The sequence below is a fragment of the Micromonospora sp. NPDC048905 genome (assembly GCF_040649655.1).
GTDB lineage: Bacteria > Actinomycetota > Actinomycetes > Mycobacteriales > Micromonosporaceae > Micromonospora.
This window is the reverse complement of record NZ_JBEZFV010000007.1, coordinates 114,987-131,176: the sequence shown is the minus strand read 5'-3', so window position 1 is coordinate 131,176 and position 16,190 is coordinate 114,987. Positions and strand designations below refer to the sequence as shown.

Sequence of the window (16,190 nt, the reverse complement as noted above, 5' to 3'; positions counted from 1 at the left end):
TCAGGCCACCAGGGTGGCGAAGACGACGATGTTGTCCGGGTAGCTCTTGGCGGCCTCGTCGAACTGACCACCGCAGGTGACCACCCGCAGACCGGGCCGGTCGCTCGGTCCGTACACCAACTCGGTGGGGAAGGCCGTCTTCGGGTACGACTTCACCGAGTCGACCTGGAACGCGGCCGGCTGGCCGTCCGCCCGCCGCACCGTGATGGTGTCACCGGGCACGAGAGAGCCGAGGTCGAAGAAGACGGCCGGGCCGAGCTTCGCCGAGTCCACGTGCCCGACGATGACCGCGTTACCGGTCTCGCCGGGGCTCGCTCCCGGCTCGTACCAGCCAGCCTGGTCGGCCTGCTCCAACGGGGGAACCTGGACGGTCCCGTCCGGGTTGGTGCCGAGGGACAGGATCGTCGCGTTGACACCGATCCGGGGGATCTCGATGCTGGTCGGCGCGGAGCGCGACAACCCGGCCGGCACGTCCCCCTGGCCGACCGGCTGCCCGTCGACCGGGGGCACGGCGGTGGCGGTGTCGGCCGGCCCGCTCACCTCGGGACCGGCCTGGGCCAGCGGCTGCGGCGGTCGGGTCTGCGGGGTGGTCTTCAGAGCGAAGCCGATCATGCCAGCGCCGAGCATGGCCATAGTGACGACGACGGCCGCGCCGGCGGCACGCCACGGTCTCCCGTGACGGCCGCCGGCCCGTGTCGTCGTCACGTCAGACGAGCGAACCATTGGTCCGCCGACGACGCATCAGCACGATCCCGCCGAGCGCGGCAGCGCCGAGCAGGCCCGCCCCGCCGGTGGCCAGGCCACGGTCGGTACCGGTGCTGGCGCCACCGTCACCACCGTCGACACCGCCGTGCGGCAGCACGACGAGCTCGCCCTCGCCGCACGAGCCCTTGAGCTCGTAGCGACCCGGCTTGGCATCCTTGTCGACCTTGGCGTCGCCGTAGTAGACGAACTCGCGCTCCTTCTCCCAGCTGTCCTCGTCCGAGCCGTGCTCGTCCTTGCCGTAGCCGCCGCGCTCGTCCGAGCCGTGCTCGTCCTTGCCGTAGCCGCCGCGCTCGTCCGAGCCGTGCTCGTCCTTGCCGTAGCCGCCGCGCTCGTCCGAGCCGTGCTCGTCCTTGTTCTCCCAGCCCTTGTCGGAGCCGTACTCGGAGCCGTGCTCGTCCTTGGACTCCCAGCTCTTGTCGGAGCTGTACTCGTCCTCGTCCTTGGAGTCGTAGCCCTTGTCGGAGCCGTGCTCGTCCTTGGACTCCCAGCTCTTGTCGGAGCTGTACTCGTCCTCGTCCTTCGAGTCGTAGCCCTTGTCGGAGCCGTGCTCGTCCTTGGACTCCCAGCCCTTGTCCGAGCCGTGCTCGTCCTTGGACTCCCAGCCCTTGTCCGAGCCGTGCTCGTCCTTGGAGTCCCAGTCCTTCTTGTCTTCGTCCTTGGAGCTCCAGTCCTTCTCCTCGCGGCTGTCGTCCGCGTCCTGGCCGTGCTCTTCGCCCTTCCAGTCCTTGCTGTCCTCGTCCTCGTAGGCGTCGGCGGCAGCGCCGCCACCCTGGCCGCCGTTCTCGTCCTTGCCCTTGTCGTCCTTGCCCTTGTCGTCCTTGCCGTGCTCGTCCTTGCCGTTCTCGTCCTTGCCCTCGTGGTCCTTGCCCTTGTCGTCCTTGCCGTGCTCGTCCTTGCCGTTCTCGTCCTTGCCCTCGTGGTCCTTGCCCTTGTCGTCCTTGCCCTTGTCGTCCTTGCCGTTCTCGTCCTTGCCCTCGTCGTCCTTGCCGTTCTCGTGGTCGTAGGAGTCCTCCTCCTCGCCCCACTCGCGGTCCTCGCCCCGGTCTTCCTTGGCCGGCTCGAGCTTGACCTTGCCGGTGACCTTGGACCACACGAACGCGTGCTCCTGCCGATCCGGGCAGATCTCGAGGAGCTTGATCTCTTCGCCGGCCTTGACGACGTGCGGCTTGGCGTAGACCTTGCCGTCCTGGTCCCTGCCGTCGTCGTGGCCGTTGGCGTAGGCGATCCCCGGTGCGAACACCAGGAGCGACGCGCCGCCGAGCGCGGCGCCCGCAACGACCTTCCCGAGCATCTTCTTAGCCATGACCTGCGTCACTCCATCCCTGTTGTCCTGAGCCCGGCGACAACCGAGCTAAGACCGACGTTAGACCGTTTCATGACTTATGAAGTGAAAGATTCGCGTTTTGACCTTTGGCCCGGTAAGAGGTGAAGGGGTGCTACGCGGCTTTCAGTGCGCGCCGCGTCATCTCTGGCACCGCGCCGCCTTGCGGTTGGCCCACGGCGTTCGGTATTCGTCGTGTCGGACCCGCTCCGGCCATCCGGTAGTGCCGCCCGCGTCTCGGACGTGCCGCTCGGGCGAACTCGGGGGTATCGTCCGAAACGGCTCCGCAGGCGAGCCCCGCCGGCCCGCGACGCATCGAGCCATTGCCATGGAAGCGCTCCCATGCAAGAATCGGCGCACGCGGTTCGGGGGAGCCACACCGCGCAGGCAGGCAGTCGAGGGCACCCGGTGTCACCGGGGCGACATCCCGCCGTCGATCGACCGGCCACCGTGCCGGTCGTGCACCACCACCACCACCATCGCCCGTCCGGGTCGGGCGTCCCCGAAAGAATCCCGTTGGCGCCGGCGGCCGTCCGTGCAGGACGCCCACCGGGCCGTCTCGCCGGGCCGTACGTGGGCCCGGTCTCGCCCAAGGAGATCAGTGGCATGAATATGTGGAGAAGGCTGTCCGGCCAACGCCGGGCCCTCGCGCTCGCCGGCGCGGGTGCCCTGGTCGCCGGTGGGTTGGTAACGATTCCGGTTACGGCGGCGCAGGCCGCGACGCAGTGCGAGATCGGCTACACGACGAACGACTGGTCCGGCGGCTTCACCGCGAGCATCACCATCAAGAACCTCGGCGACCCGGTCAACGGCTGGACGCTGGGTTGGACCTTCCCCAACTCCAGCCAGCGGGTGCAGCAGGGTTGGTCGGCCGAGTTCAGTCAGTCCGGCAGCCAGGTGACCGCCCGGAGCATGTCCTACAACGGCACCCTGGCCGCCGGCGCGTCGGCGAACATCGGCTTCAACGGCGCCTGGAGCGGCAGCAACCCGAAGCCGACCTCGTTCACCCTCAACGGCGTGGTCTGCAACGGCGGTGTCACCCCGACCTCCGCGCCGCCGACCAGCGTGCCGCCGACGTCCGCGCCGCCCACCAGCGCGCCTCCGACCAGCGCACCGCCGACCAGCGCGCCCCCGACCAGCACGCCGCCGGGGCAGAAGGTGGACAACCCGTACGTCGGGGTGCCGGGTTACGTGAACCCGGAGTGGAAGGCCAAGGCGGACGCCGAGCCGGGCGGAAGCCGGGTCTCCAACAACCCCACCGCCGTCTGGCTGGACCGGATCGCCGCGATCAACGGCACCCCGGACAGCAGCTCGAACGGTGCCTTCGGGGTGCGTGACCACCTGGACGAGGCGCTGCGCCAGGGCGCTGGCTACATTCAGTTCGTCATCTACAACCTGCCCGGCCGGGACTGCTCCGCGCTCTCCTCCAACGGTGAGCTGGGTCCGGACGAGCTGCCCAAGTACAAGGCCGAGTACATCGACCCGATCGCCGCGATCCAGGGTGAGTCGAAGTACCGCAACCTGCGGATCATCAACATCATCGAGATCGACTCGCTGCCGAACATCGTGACCAACACCTCGGGTCAGCCCGGCGGCACGGTCATGTGCGACACGGTCAAGGCCAACGGCGCCTACGTCAACGGTGTCGGCTACGCGCTGGCCAAGCTGGGTTCGCTCGGCAACGTCTACAACTACATCGACGCCGGCCACCACGGCTGGCTCGGCTGGGACTCCAACTTCGTCCCGACCTCCAACATCCTGAAGACCGCCGCGGTCGCCTCCGGCAGCACTGTCAACAACGTGCACGGGTTCATCACCAACACCGCGAACTACTCGGCGCTGCAGGAGCCGCACTTCAAGGTCACCGACAACGTCAACGGTCAGACGGTGCGGCAGTCCAAGTGGGTTGACTGGAACTTCTACGTCGACGAGCTGTCGTTCGCCCAGGCGTTCCGCAACCAGCTGGTCTCGGTCGGCTTCAACTCGAACATCGGCATGCTGATCGACACGTCCCGCAACGGTTGGGGCGGCTCCGCGCGGCCCACCGGGCCGGGTCCGATGACCAGCGTGGACGCCTACGTCAACGGTGGTCGCATCGACCGCCGGGCCCACCTCGGCAACTGGTGCAACCAGGCCGGCGCCGGTCTCGGTGAGCGGCCCCGGGCGACCCCGGCGGCGGGCATCGACGCGTACGTCTGGGTGAAGCCGCCGGGTGAGTCGGACGGCTCCAGCAAGGAGATCCCGAACAACGAGGGCAAGGGCTTCGACCGGATGTGCGACCCGACGTACGGCGGTAACGCCCGCAACGGCAACAACCCGTCCGGGGCACTGGGCGACGCGCCGATCTCCGGTGCGTGGTTCTCCGCGCAGTTCCAGGAGCTCATGCGCAACGCGTACCCGGCGCTCTGACCGGATCGCGACCGTAACCACCCGCCGCCGGCAGTAGGTGAGGCACTGCCGGCGGCAGGTCCCCCGGGTCCCCGGCCCGACCGTCAAGGTCGGGTCGGGGACCCCCCTTCGTGTCCGATCAGGGCACGGTGCGCTCGATGGCCGCCCGACCCTGCTCAGCCAGATCGCGGCGGGCCTTGTCCAGGTTCTCCGGGGTGAGGTCCTGCCCGCGGGCCATCACCAGGTCCTCCGGCTCCCAGGGTTGTTCCGCGCCGGTGCGGATGTTGTCGCCGCCGGCCCCGGTGCCCGTCCCGGTCGCCCCGGTGCCGGCACCGTACGGGTCGCCGATCAGCTCGTCGGTGTCCGGCGCGAGGTCGTCCGGCCGGCTGCGAGGCTCGGCGAACCCGGGAGTGTCCCGGTCGGGGCCGCCGCCGGTCCGAAACTGCGGGACGGTGGCGTCGTCGTCCACCGCCGAGGCGACCTCCGGGCTGTCCTCCAACGGCGGTTGCCGATCGCGATCGGTCATGGTGGTGCCTCCTGTGTCCGACACGTTGCCTGCTGCCCCTGGCGTACCCCCTCGTGCCGGGCTCATGCCGAAGGGCCGGGCACCGGCCGAAGGGTCGGGCTCAGGCCAACGGGTCGGGCTCAGGCCGACGGGTCTCGCTCAGGCCGAAGGAGCAGCCGTCAGGTGCCGGGTTGCTTCTCGTTGGCGGCCGGCGGCTCCGCCGGGCGCCGCCACTGCCAGAACAGCATGAGCAGGCCGAAGACGAGCATCACCAACCCGGCCCACAGGTTGATCCGGACACCCTGGGCCTTGTCGATCTCGGCGGCGCTGTCGAAGACGCCGATCAACGTCACGATCACCCCGTACGCCACGAAGAGGCCACCGATCACCCGGCGGACGTCGAACAGTCGGGCGGCGGCGGATCGGCGCTGCTCCTCCTGCGACTCGTCGATCAGCGGGTCCTGTGCCGGCTGGCCGTCGTTGCTCATCTGCCGACTCCTTTCCTAGAAGACCGGGATGTAGAAGAGGGCGGCCAGCGCGACCGCGATCAGACCGAGCAGCATCGGGGAGCGGTACCAGACGGCGTCCCCGGCGAGCACGTCCCCCTTGAGGTCGACGCCGCCCATGCCGTAGACCAGCCCGCGCAACTCCTCGTCGCGCTTGGGCGCGGTGAGCGGGGTGATGATCGCGGCGACCACCACCGCCGTGACGAAGGCGAGACCGGCGCCCCAGAAGCTCTCCTCCAGGTCGGAGTTGAAGTCGATCACGCCGCCCTTGTAGAGCAGGTAGAGGCTCAGCGACACCAGGGTGCCCAGCAGCAGCGACCAGAAGCCGGCGAGGGCGGTCATCCGCTTCCAGAACATGCCGATGATGAAGGTGGCGAACAGTGGCGCGTTGAAGACGGAGAAGAGCGCCTGGATGTAGTTCATGATGTTGCTGAACCCGGCCGCGATGAACGCCGTGCCGATGCCGACCACCACGGCGGCGACCGTCGCCCACCGACCGACCCGCACGTAGTAGTCGTCCGGCCGGTCGCGACGGATGTACGCCTGCCAGATGTCGTAGGTGAAGACGGTGTTGAAACCGCTCACGTTGGCCGCCATGCCGGCCATGAACGACGCCAGCAGGCCGGTGACCGCGACGCCGAGGACGCCGTTGGGGAGCAGGTCGCGCATCAGCAGCGGGATCGCGTTGTTGTACTGCAGGTCGCCGGTCTCCGCCCCCAGGCCCTTGACCGTCACCAGGGCCACCAGGCCGGGGATCACCGTGACCAGGGGAATGAACAGCTTTGGGTACGCGGCGATGATCGGCGTACGCCGGGCGGCGCTCATGTTCTTCGCGGACAGCGCCCGCTGCACCTCGGCGAAGTTCGTCGTCCAGTAGCCGAAGGACAACACGAAACCGAGGCCGAAGACGATGCCGATCCACTGCGCGCCCAGCGGGTTGGCGGTGCTGCCCGTGTCCTGCCAGGCGTGCAGGCCCGCCTCGCCGAGCTTGGAGTCGCGTACCGCGTCCATCAGGCCGTTCACCCCGCCGACCTTGACCAGGCCGATCACGGTGACCGGGATGAGGCCCGCCAGGATGACGAAGAACTGAAGCACCTCGTTGTAGATCGCGCCGGTCAGACCACCGATGGTGATGTACGCCAGGACGATCGCCGCGCCGACCACGATCGCGGTCCAGAGCGGCCAGCCGAGCAGTGCCTGCATCACCAGGGCCAGCGCGTAGAGGTTCACGCCGGCGATGAGCACCTGGGCGACGGCGAAGCTGAGCGCGTTGAGCAGGTGGGTGGGGCGGTTGAACCGCAGCCGCAGGTACTCGGGCACGCTGCGGACCTTGGAGCCGTAGTAGAAGGGCATCATCACGATGCCGAGGAAGACCATCGCCGGCACCGCGCCGATCCAGTAGTAGTGGACCGTCATGACGCCGTACTGGGCGCCGTTCGCGGCCATACCGATGATCTCCAGCGCGCCCAGGTTCGCCGAGACGAAGGCGAGCCCGGTCACCCAGGCCGGCAGGGACCGGCCGGAGAGGAAGAAGTCGACGCTGGTCCGGATCGCCCGGCGCGCGGCGATGCCGACCCCGAGGACGGTGACGAAGTACAGCGCCAGGATCAGATAGTCCAGGCCGTTCATGTTGAGCCGAAGACCGTCGCCGTCCATCCCGTCACCCCTCGTCCCGACGTCTGCGCTGGTTGGTGCGCGCGCGCCCTATTACCCCGTCCGGACGTTTTCACGCCTCGACGCTGGTTGGGTGAGGTTCGGGCGGATTGGGGGATGTCACGCGCCTGCCGACCGGCTCGTCGACGGCGAGGCGTACCCGCCGCACAGGGCGAGGGGCGCCCCGGCCGACCGGCCGGAGCGCCCCTCGGTGATGCGTCGTTCAGCGACCCAGTACGCGGTCCAGGAAGTCCCGATAGTTGCGCACCGCCATCCGCAGTTGCTCGGTGTCGGCCGAGCCGGCGTCCTGCCACCCGCCCAACGTGTTCTTCTGGGCGGCCAGCGCCGACGAGAGAGCCTGAATGGCCTCTTCCACCAGCGACTGCGCCTCGCCGGCCGCCGCGTGCGGATCATCGACGAAACGCAACTGCACGTCGCGCCAGCGGTCCCGGAAGCCCTGCGCGGTGTCGGTGTCCAGGAGTGTCGCCGGCTCGGCCGCGACGGTCGACCCGGCGGGCCGGGACGTCCCGGCAGCCCCCAACGAGGTGCCGTCGCCCTCGGTGTCGACCGGCTCGCCGTCCGCGTCCGGATCGACCATCTCCGGCGCGGCGCTGCCGTAGCCGGCGGCCACCGCGTCAGGGTCGGTCCCCGGGGCGGCGTCGCGGCGGTGCAACTCGGCCGTGGGGTCGGCCCGCAGGCCCTCACGCTCGCCGTCCTCGGCGCCGTCGCCCGGCTGGGCCGTCCGCTCGGCCCGAGCGTCCGGCTGATCCTGCGGGTTGGGGCTCGCGAGTGCCGAGGCCGCCACCGCGTCGGCCACCGTGGTGGCGCCGAACGCCGTGGGCAGTGGCCCCGGCTCGTGGAAACCGCCCTCGTCGGCGGAGCGGTCGTCCCGCCGGTGGCGCGGGTCGGAGTCGTCGGCCTGTTCGTCGTCGACCGGGTCGTACGCGGCGTCCCGGTCGGTGTCGCCGGCTCGCTCGCCGGGGGCGGTCCACTCGTTCGAGGCGTTCCGCTCGTTCGGGCCGGTCTGGTCGTCGAAGGTGCCCCGGTCGTCCAGGGCGTCCTCGGGGACGTCCGAGCGGCCGGCCCGGTCGCCGGTGGGCGGTACCGGGACGGGCGCGGACCGGACGGCCTCCGGGTGGTCGTTGCTCACCTGCTGCTCTTCCTGGCGCATCGGTGGCCTCCTCAGCGGCTCGTGGAGTCGTGGTCCGGGTGGTGGCGCTGTTCGGGCGTACGGTGGCCGACCGGCTCCTCGCCGAGCAGGTCGGCGAAGAGTGCCCGGTAGTGCACGATCGCCTGCCGCAGCTCCTCGGTACTGGCCTCGCCCTCGGAGTTGCGCAGGTTGATGTTGTGCGCGTCCCGATAGTTGGTCAGCGTGCGCGCGTGGTCGACGGAGAGGTGGGCGATCTGGTCGGAGAAGTCCCCGGTGGGGTAGCCCCGCTCCTCGATGAGCCGGGTGACCAGTTCGTCAGCGTCGTCCACGGTATCGCCGGGCGAGTCGATGAAGCGCACCTGGAGTTCCTCCCAGGCGGCGCTGTAGCGGGCCCGGGACTCCGGGCTGAGCGGGGTGAGCGTGAGCTCGGCGTGCCGGCGTTCCCGGTCGCGCAGTTCGCGCTCGGCGGCGGATCGGCTGTCCTGCTCCTCCACCACCCGGTCGTACTCCGGCCCGAACCGGTCGCGCAGCGCGCGACGGCGGCCGAGCGACCGGACGGCCACGGCCAGCACCGCGACGACCACGAGCACGACGAGCACGATGACGATTACCTGCGTGGGCGACATGGGCTCCTCCTTCGTCACCTGGTATTCCCTCCGCGCACTGATCGCCAATCCCGATCCGGGGTACTTTCTGGCCGGCTTGCCTCCGGGACGGGAGAAGCGCTGTCCGGCGCTGCCGCCCCGCCGACCGGCCCAGACCTGACCAGGTCCAGAAAACGCGCCTGCTCAGGTCGACCGGGTGCGGATCCGCGGTCGCCCGCAAGGCATCTCGGAGCGTCGATGTCGGCGCGACGGGCAGTAGTGCAACGGCCCCCGATTACGTATCCTGCCCAAGGCGCCCGCGCCGGTGCCCGGCGTCACGCCGGGCGCGCAGCCGGCCGACGCTTTGCCCGGCGGTGCCGGCACCCCTCCTGCCACCCCTGCACGGGCGAGGTCTGATGAGAACCCGCGACTGGCCGATCCGCTCGAAGCTGACCGCGTTGGTCGTCGTGCCGGTGACCGCGCTCCTGGCGCTGTGGATCTTCGCCACCACGCTGACCTTCGGTCCCGCCCTGGATCTGCTCTCCGCTCGCACCCTGCTGTACGACCTGGGTCGCCCCGGCGAGGTCGTGGTCACCGAGCTGCAACGGGAACGCCGACTCTCGGTCGTGCAGCTCGCGGGCACCACCCGGCTGCCCGTCCTGGCCGAGCAACGGGAGCGCACCGACCGGGCCATCGCCGAGCTGCGCCGCCGCGTCGACGGTGAAGCCCTGCGCGACGCCGCGAACGACGCGCTGGAGGCCCGGATCGACCATCTGGTCACCGCACTGGCGGCGCTGCCGGCCGGTCGGACATTCATCGACGACCGCAGTCTGGACCGCAGCGGCGCGGTCGGCCTCTACAGCGGCATGGTCACCGCGGCCTTCCAGGCGTTCTCCGCGATGGCGACCCTCAACGACCCGGACCTCAACCGGCAGGCACTGGCACTCACCGCGTTGGGCCGCTCCCGGGAGCTGCTCGGCCAGGGCGACGCGCTGCTGGCCGGCGCGCTGAGCGCCGGACGGTTCGCCGAGGGGGAGCACACCCAACTCGTGCAGGCCATCGGCAACCAACGGTGGCTCACCGACAGCGCCGTGGCCGACCTGCCCGCGGCCGATCGGGCCGCGTACCAGCGGTTGGCCGAGGGCGAGGCGTTCACCCGGTTGCGCACGATGCAGGACGCGCTGGTCGTGGCCAACCGGTCGGGCCGGCCGCCGGTCGACGCGGCGGCCTGGCAGACCAGCCATGACGCGGTGCAGCAGCAGTTGCGCGACTTCGAGCTGGCCGAGGCCGACGGTCTCACCGACCGCTCGGTGCCGATGGCGGTACGCATCCTGGCACGGCTCGCCGCCGCCGGTGTGCTCGGGCTCGTCGCCGTGGTGGTCTCGGTGCTGGTGGCGCTGCGGCTCGGCCGCACGCTGGCCCAGCGCCTCACCGGCGTCCGCACCGCCGCGCTGGAATTGGCCGAGCACCGTCTCCCGGACGTGGTGGCCCGGTTGCGGCGCGGCGAGCAGGTCGACGTCGCCCGGGAGGCGCCGCCACTGGAGTACGGCCACGACGAGATCGGCGAGGTCGGCCGCGCCTTCACCGAGGTGCAGCGCACCGCCGTCCAGGCCGCCGTGGACGAGGTCGCCCTGCGCCGTGGGCTCAACGAGGTCTTCCTCAACATCGCCCGCCGGAGCCAGAGCCTGGTGCACCGTCAGTTGCACCTGCTGGACCGCATGGAGCGCCGTGCCGAGGACCCGGACGAGCTGGCCGAGCTCTTCCAGGTCGACCACCTGGCGACCCGGCTCCGCCGGCACGCCGAGGACCTGGTCATCCTCGCCGGCTCCGCGCCCGGCCGGGGCTGGCGAAACCCGGTCGCGATGGTCGACCTGATCCGCGGCGCGATCTCCGAGGTCGAGGCGTACGACCGGGTGGACATCGCCGCCGCGCAGCCCGCCGGCGTGCTCGGCCGGGCGGTCGGCGACGTCATCCACCTGCTCGCCGAGCTGGTCGAGAACGCCACCGCCTTCTCCCCGCCGGACACCCGGGTCACCGTCACCGGGGAACGGGTGGCCAACGGGTACGCCCTGGAGATCACCGACCAGGGGCTGGGCATGTCCGCCGCGGCCCTGGAGACCGCCAACACCCGGCTGGCCAGCTCGCCCGAGTTCGACCCGGCGCAGAGCGCCCGGCTCGGCCTGTTCGTCGTGGCCCGGCTGGCGGCCCGGCACGGCGTACGGGTGCGGTTGCGTTCCTCCGAGCAGGGCGGGGTGACCGCGGTGGTGCTGATCCCCGCCGGCCTGGTGACCGCCGAGCCGCCGGCCGGCCCCGACCCCGCGACGCTTCCCGCCGCGTCGGCCGACCCGGCCCGGCGGCTGGCCCGGACGGCTCGTCGGGGTGCCGTGCCCCGCACCCGCCCACCCACCGGGCCGCGCGCCGTCGCCGCACCGTCCGCCCCACCCACCGGCGTACCGACCTCGGGCGGCGGGCCGGTCGACGGGGGGTCGGCCGCGGACGACGAGCTGGACGGTCTGCCCCGCCGGGTGCGACGTCGTACTCCCGCGGCCGCCCAACCCCGGTCGACAGTCGCCGACACCCCGGCGCCCCGGTCTCCCGAGGAGGTGCGCCGGGTGATGGCGGCCCTGCAGGCCGGCACGGCGCGCGGACGCGCCACCGTCACCTCCCCGGCTGCTCCGGCAGTGCCACCCGGACCGGCGGCCCCGGCCAGCCCGGCGACGCCCCCCGAACCCCCGACCGCGACTGAGAGGGACGCCTAGTGCGGCATTCGACGAAGCAGAGCGCCGGCCTGGACTGGTTGCTCGACGAGCTGGTGCAACGGGTGCCGGCGGCCCGGGAGGCGGTGGTGCTGTCCGCCGACGGTCTCCTGCTCGGCTGCTCGGCCGAGTTGGAGCGCTCCGACGCGGAGCACCTGTGTGCGCTCGCCGCGGGCTTCTCCAGCCTGGCGCGGGGCGCCAGCCGGCACGTGGACGGCGGCCCGGTCCGGCAGACGGTGGTGGAGATGGAGTCGGCGTACCTCTTCGTCACGGCCGCCGGGCAGGGCGCGTGCCTGGCGGTGGTGAGCGACGCCGCCGCGGACATCGGGTTGGTCGCGTACGAGATGGCGATGCTTGTCATCCGGGTGGGGGAGAGCCTCGCCGCGCCGGCCCGATCGTCGGCGGGAGACGGTGATGCGGGCTGAGCCGCCCGGGCCGCAACACGAGTGGCTGGACGGCGAGGCCGGCCCGGTGGTGCGCCCGTACACCCTCACCAAAGGCCGGGTCCGTTCCGCCGGCGACGGCTTCGACCTGGTCGCGATCGTGCTTGCGGAATCGGACGTCGACGACGCCGGCCATCCACACCTGCTCCCGGAGCATCGACGGCTGATCGCGTTGGCCCTCCGGCCGGTGTCGGTGGCCGAGTTGGCAGCCGAACTGGACCTCGCGGTCGGTGTGGTCCGGGTACTACTCGGTGATCTCCTGGCCGAGGGGCTGGTTGCGGTGCACGAGCCGCCGGCCGCCGGAAAACTTCCCGACGACGACATCCTCAAGGCGGTGGTCAGTGGACTCCGTGCGCTATGACCATACGGGCACCAGCACCACCATCCCGCTGGCACTGAAGATCCTCATCGCGGGCGGCTTCGGAGCTGGCAAGACGACACTGGTCAGTGCCCTGAGCGAGGTGCGCCCGTTGCAGACCGAGGAGGTGTTGACCGGCGCCGGGATCGGCACCGACGACGTCTCCGGGGTGGAGGGCAAGTCGACCACCACGGTGGCGATGGACTTCGGCCGGATCACCATCAACGACGACCTCCAGGTCTACCTGTTCGGCACCCCGGGCCAGGATCGGTTCTGGTTCCTGTGGGACGAGTTGGCCTTCGGCGCGCTCGGCGCGGTGGTGCTCGCCGACACCCGTCGGCTGGCCGACTGTTTCCCGTCGATCGACTACTTCGAGCAGCGTGGCATCCCGTTCGTGGTCGGCGTGAACTGCTTCGACGACTCCCGCCGGTTCAACCTGGAGACCGTACGTCGGGCACTCGACCTGGACCCGGACGTGCCGATGGTGCTCTGCGACGCCCGCGACCGGCAGTCCGGAAAGATGGTGTTGATCTCTCTGGTCGAACATGTCGCCCGGCAGCGCGGGGAGCCGGTGCCGGCGGCCTGAGATCCGGCCGGCAAAGCCGGTTAACCGGCGGGCGATGCGGGCAGCCTCTGGTTGGATCAGCGGAGGATGCCGGCGGAGGAGTGGAACGTGAGTGCTCAGGGTGAGGTCGTCCACATCGGGGGCTACACCGCGCAGAGCGGTGGGCGGGGCAGTGGCATCGTCGCCGCGCGCCGCGACCCGACGACCGGGGCGCTGACCCCGCTCGGCACGGTGGCGGTCACCCCGTCCCCCTCCTTCCTGGCGCGGCACCCCACCCAGCCGGTGCTGTACGCGGTGAACGAGTTGACGGCCGGGGAGATCAGCGCCTGGCGGGTCGGGCCGGACGGCGCGCTGGATCCGCTGGGCAGCCGGTCGACAGGCGGGGCCGAGCCCTGCCACCTGGCGGTGGTGCCCGACGGCGGCCACCTGGTGGCGGCCAACTACGGCAGCGGCAGCGTGGCGGTCTTCGCCCTCGACCCGCAGGGGGTGCCCGGCGAGCGCACCGACCTGGTGGTGCACGAGGGGCACGGCCCCGACCCGGAGCGGCAGGACCACGCGCACGCCCACATGGTCTCGCCGGGGCCGGGCCAGGGGCCACTGCTCGCGGTGGATCTCGGCACCGACTCGGTCTACCGGTACGACCTGGACGCGGCGAGCGGGCGGCTGGTGCCCCGTGCGCCACGCACCCGCACGACGCCGGGCACCGGACCCCGGCACCTGGCCCGCCACCCGGACGGACGGCGTTGCTACGTCGTCGGTGAGCTGGACGCCTCCGTCACCGCGTACGAGCTGACCGACGACGGCGCGTTGCACAAGCGGGGTTGGGTCGAGGCGAGCGAGCGGCCCGGTCACGTGCAGCCCTCGGAGGTCGCGGTCAGCCCGGACGGACGGTTTCTCTACGTCGCCAACCGGGGGGTGGGGACCCTGTCGGCGTTCGCCCTGGCTGGGGAATTGCCCGAACTGGTGGCCGAAGTGGACACCGGTGGTGAGTGGCCCCGGCACTTCGCGCTGATCGGTGAGCACCTCTACGTCGCCGACGAACGGGCCGACATGGTGCGGGTCTTCCGGCGCGACGTCGAGACCGGCGTTCCGGAGGCGATCGGAGAGCCGGTGCCGGTGCCGAGCCCGACGTGTGTGCTGCCGTGAGGCCCGACGCAGGGACGTGAAGCCGGCGCTGATTCGGCAACACCTCGGGGCCGCTACGTCACGCTCTGTCGCTAAACGGTGATCAACTGTTTCTCCTCCGTAACTTTAGGCCGAACGGATGTGGCAGAGACGGCACCTTGTACGCAAGATGGTCACCGTGTCAGCAGGCCGCCATCGCATGCGTTCGAAACTCCACCTAGCAGCCGCCGCCGCGATGGCGGCGGTGCTCGTCGTCACGACCGGCGCGTGGTTCGGCTATCGGGAGTTGATCCAGTCCAACTGCTCGGGTGAGATCCGACTCGCGGTGGCGGTCGCCTCCGAGCTCGCACCCGCGGTGGACGCCGCCGCGTCCCAGTGGGTCAAGGACGGCGCCGCGGTGGGTCCCACCTGCATCCGGGTCGACGTCTCCGCGTCCGACCCGGTCGACGTGGCGGCCGTGGTGGCGGCCAAGCACGGTGCGGTCCTCGCCGGTGTGGGGCAGGCCAGCGGCACCGCCGTCAGCCCGGACGTCTGGGTGCCGGACTCCTCGACCTGGCTGTTGCGGTTGAAGAAGGACGCGACCGCGTTCGCTCCGACCAACGGCGCGTCCATCGCGCGCAGCCCCATCGTCGTCGCGATGCCCGAGCCGATCGCCCTCCGGCTGGGCTGGCCGGACAAGAAGTTCAACTGGACCGACCTGCTCAAGCAGATGAACAACACCAGCACACCGCTGCACACCGGGATCGTCGAGCCGACCCGCGACGCGGCCGGCCTGTCCGGCCTGCTCTCGCTGACCGCCGCCGCCAACGGCGCGGGCGAGGACGCCCAACGCAGCACCGTCGGCGCGCTTCGCGCACTGGCCACCGGTCGATCCTCGCTGCGCAACGACCTGCTGGCCCGGTTCCCGACCTCGAACGACGCGACGACCATCGCGAGCGGTCTGGGCGCGGCGGCGTTGTCCGAAGAGGACGTGATCGCCTTCAACAGCAAGAAGCCACCGGTGCCGCTCGCCGCGCTCTACATGGAGCCGGCGCCGATGCCGCTGGACTACCCGTACGCGGTGCTGCCCGGCATCGAGCCGAGCAAGGCCTCGGCGGCCCGGGTGCTGTTCGAGCTGCTCACCAGCCCCTCCTTCCGTAACCGGCTCGCGGCGCAGTCGCTGCGCTCGCCGGACGGCAACTGGGGTGACGGCTTCAAGGCCCCGCAGGGTGCCCCGAGCCCGTCCGGCGGCGCGCCGACCGCGCCGGCGAACGGCGGCACCGCCGCGGGTGGTCTGGACCCGGCCGCGATCCAGCGGGTCGTGTCCAGCTGGTCGATCGCCACCCAGCCCGGCCGGATGCTTGCCGTCATCGACGTCTCCGGCTCGATGAAGGACCCGGTGCCGTCCGCCAACAACCGGAGCCGGGAGGAGGTCACCGTCGACGCGGCCCGTCGCGGACTCGGCCTCTTCGACGACTCCTGGTCGATCGGCCTGTGGACCTTCTCCACCAAGCTGGTCGGCAACCGGGACTACCGGGAGTTGGTCGGCATCGGGCCGCTCTCCGGCCAACGTGCCCAGTTGGAGGGCGCGCTCGGCGGCATCAAACCCTCCGACGGCGACACCGGCCTCTACGACACCATGTTGGCCGCGTACCAGGCGGTGCAGGAAAACTGGCAACCCGGCCGGGTCAACTCGATCGTGCTGTTCACCGACGGCAAGAACGACGACGACAACGGCCTCAACCAGCAGCAGTTGCTCGCCAAGCTCAAGCAGGTCGCCGATCCGGACCGGCCGGTCCAGGTCATCATGATCGGCATCGGCGAGGGCGTCAGCAAGGCCGAGCTCGAGTCGATCACCAAGGTGACCGGTGGCGACGTCTTCGTCACCAAGGATCCGAGTGAGATCGGCAGCATCTTCCTCAGCGCCATCGCGCGTCGTCCGCCGGCACCGCGGTGAGCTGACGCACCGAGGTCGAAGGCCTGCCTACCGGATCCCCGGTAGGCAGGCCTTTTTTGGCTTCCAGGTTGAAGAAAAGTGACGGCAATACGTCCGAAGCAATCGGTAGTCATAGTTATCGAGGCAGGATGTCGA

13 protein-coding genes and 1 pseudogene are annotated in these 16,190 nt (G+C 70.9%); 7 read left to right on the top strand and 7 right to left on the bottom strand.

Features of this window, described 5'->3' with window-relative positions; all coding sequences use genetic code 11:
• Positions 1 to 705: a class F sortase gene (locus AB0C01_RS19870; protein ID WP_357571784.1), complete on the bottom strand. Its 705-nt coding sequence runs from the start codon at positions 703 to 705 to the stop codon at positions 1 to 3.
• 1 nt (position 706) lies between these two features.
• Positions 707 to 2,068, bottom strand: a complete 1,362-nt coding sequence (locus tag AB0C01_RS19865; RefSeq protein WP_357571783.1) for a hypothetical protein — start codon at positions 2,066 to 2,068, stop codon at positions 707 to 709.
• A gap of 624 nt (positions 2,069 to 2,692) precedes the next feature.
• Here AB0C01_RS19865 and AB0C01_RS19860 point away from each other — a divergent pair.
• Positions 2,693 to 4,495 (top strand): glycoside hydrolase family 6 protein, encoded by a 1,803-nt coding sequence (locus tag AB0C01_RS19860; RefSeq protein WP_357246245.1) that lies wholly within the window; start codon positions 2,693 to 2,695, stop codon positions 4,493 to 4,495.
• Positions 4,496 to 4,613: 118 nt separating this feature from the next.
• On the opposite strand, the gene AB0C01_RS19855 is transcribed toward AB0C01_RS19860, so the two are convergent.
• The 5 genes and pseudogenes from AB0C01_RS19855 to AB0C01_RS19835 form a co-directional block, all read right to left on the bottom strand.
• Entirely contained in the window at positions 4,614 to 5,000 is a 387-nt protein-coding gene (locus AB0C01_RS19855) for a hypothetical protein (protein ID WP_357246242.1), read from the bottom strand.
• Positions 5,001 to 5,158: 158 nt separating this feature from the next.
• Positions 5,159 to 5,467, bottom strand: a complete 309-nt coding sequence (locus tag AB0C01_RS19850; RefSeq protein WP_357246239.1) for a hypothetical protein — start codon at positions 5,465 to 5,467, stop codon at positions 5,159 to 5,161.
• A gap of 15 nt (positions 5,468 to 5,482) precedes the next feature.
• The gene (locus AB0C01_RS19845) at positions 5,483 to 7,141 is read right to left on the bottom strand and encodes a sodium:solute symporter family protein (RefSeq protein WP_357571782.1); all 1,659 of its coding nucleotides are present in this window, start codon (positions 7,139 to 7,141) and stop codon (positions 5,483 to 5,485) included.
• 670 nt (positions 7,142 to 7,811) lie between these two features.
• A pseudogene (locus AB0C01_RS19840) lies at positions 7,812 to 8,000 on the bottom strand (hypothetical protein); the annotation flags it as partial.
• Between the two features lie 320 nt (positions 8,001 to 8,320).
• Positions 8,321 to 8,914, bottom strand: a complete 594-nt coding sequence (locus tag AB0C01_RS19835) for a hypothetical protein (protein WP_357246234.1) — start codon at positions 8,912 to 8,914, stop codon at positions 8,321 to 8,323.
• A 374-nt stretch (positions 8,915 to 9,288) separates the two neighbouring features.
• On the opposite strand from AB0C01_RS19835, the gene AB0C01_RS19830 reads away from it, so the two are divergent.
• The 6 genes from AB0C01_RS19830 (at position 9,289) to AB0C01_RS19805 (ending at position 16,055) form a co-directional block, all read left to right on the top strand.
• Positions 9,289 to 11,631: a nitrate- and nitrite sensing domain-containing protein gene (locus AB0C01_RS19830; protein WP_357571781.1), complete on the top strand. Its 2,343-nt coding sequence runs from the start codon at positions 9,289 to 9,291 to the stop codon at positions 11,629 to 11,631.
• Positions 11,631 to 12,053 carry a roadblock/LC7 domain-containing protein gene (locus AB0C01_RS19825; RefSeq protein WP_357246228.1) on the top strand — a complete coding sequence of 141 codons (423 nt, stop codon included), beginning with the start codon at positions 11,631 to 11,633 and terminating at the stop codon, positions 12,051 to 12,053. Before AB0C01_RS19830 ends, AB0C01_RS19825 begins: the two co-directional genes overlap by 1 nt.
• Positions 12,043 to 12,432 (top strand): DUF742 domain-containing protein, encoded by a 390-nt coding sequence (locus AB0C01_RS19820; RefSeq protein WP_357246225.1) that lies wholly within the window; start codon positions 12,043 to 12,045, stop codon positions 12,430 to 12,432. Before AB0C01_RS19825 ends, AB0C01_RS19820 begins: the two co-directional genes overlap by 11 nt.
• Positions 12,413 to 13,015 (top strand): ATP/GTP-binding protein, encoded by a 603-nt coding sequence (locus tag AB0C01_RS19815; RefSeq protein ID WP_357246223.1) that lies wholly within the window; start codon positions 12,413 to 12,415, stop codon positions 13,013 to 13,015. The genes AB0C01_RS19820 and AB0C01_RS19815 overlap by 20 nt, the downstream gene beginning before the upstream one ends.
• An 87-nt stretch (positions 13,016 to 13,102) precedes the next feature.
• On the top strand, positions 13,103 to 14,140 hold the full coding sequence (locus AB0C01_RS19810) for a lactonase family protein (RefSeq protein ID WP_357571780.1): 1,038 nt from the start codon (positions 13,103 to 13,105) through the stop codon (positions 14,138 to 14,140).
• A gap of 157 nt (positions 14,141 to 14,297) precedes the next feature.
• The gene (locus AB0C01_RS19805) at positions 14,298 to 16,055 is read left to right on the top strand and encodes a substrate-binding domain-containing protein (RefSeq protein ID WP_357246219.1); all 1,758 of its coding nucleotides are present in this window, start codon (positions 14,298 to 14,300) and stop codon (positions 16,053 to 16,055) included.
• Positions 16,056 to 16,190 lie beyond the last annotated feature (135 nt).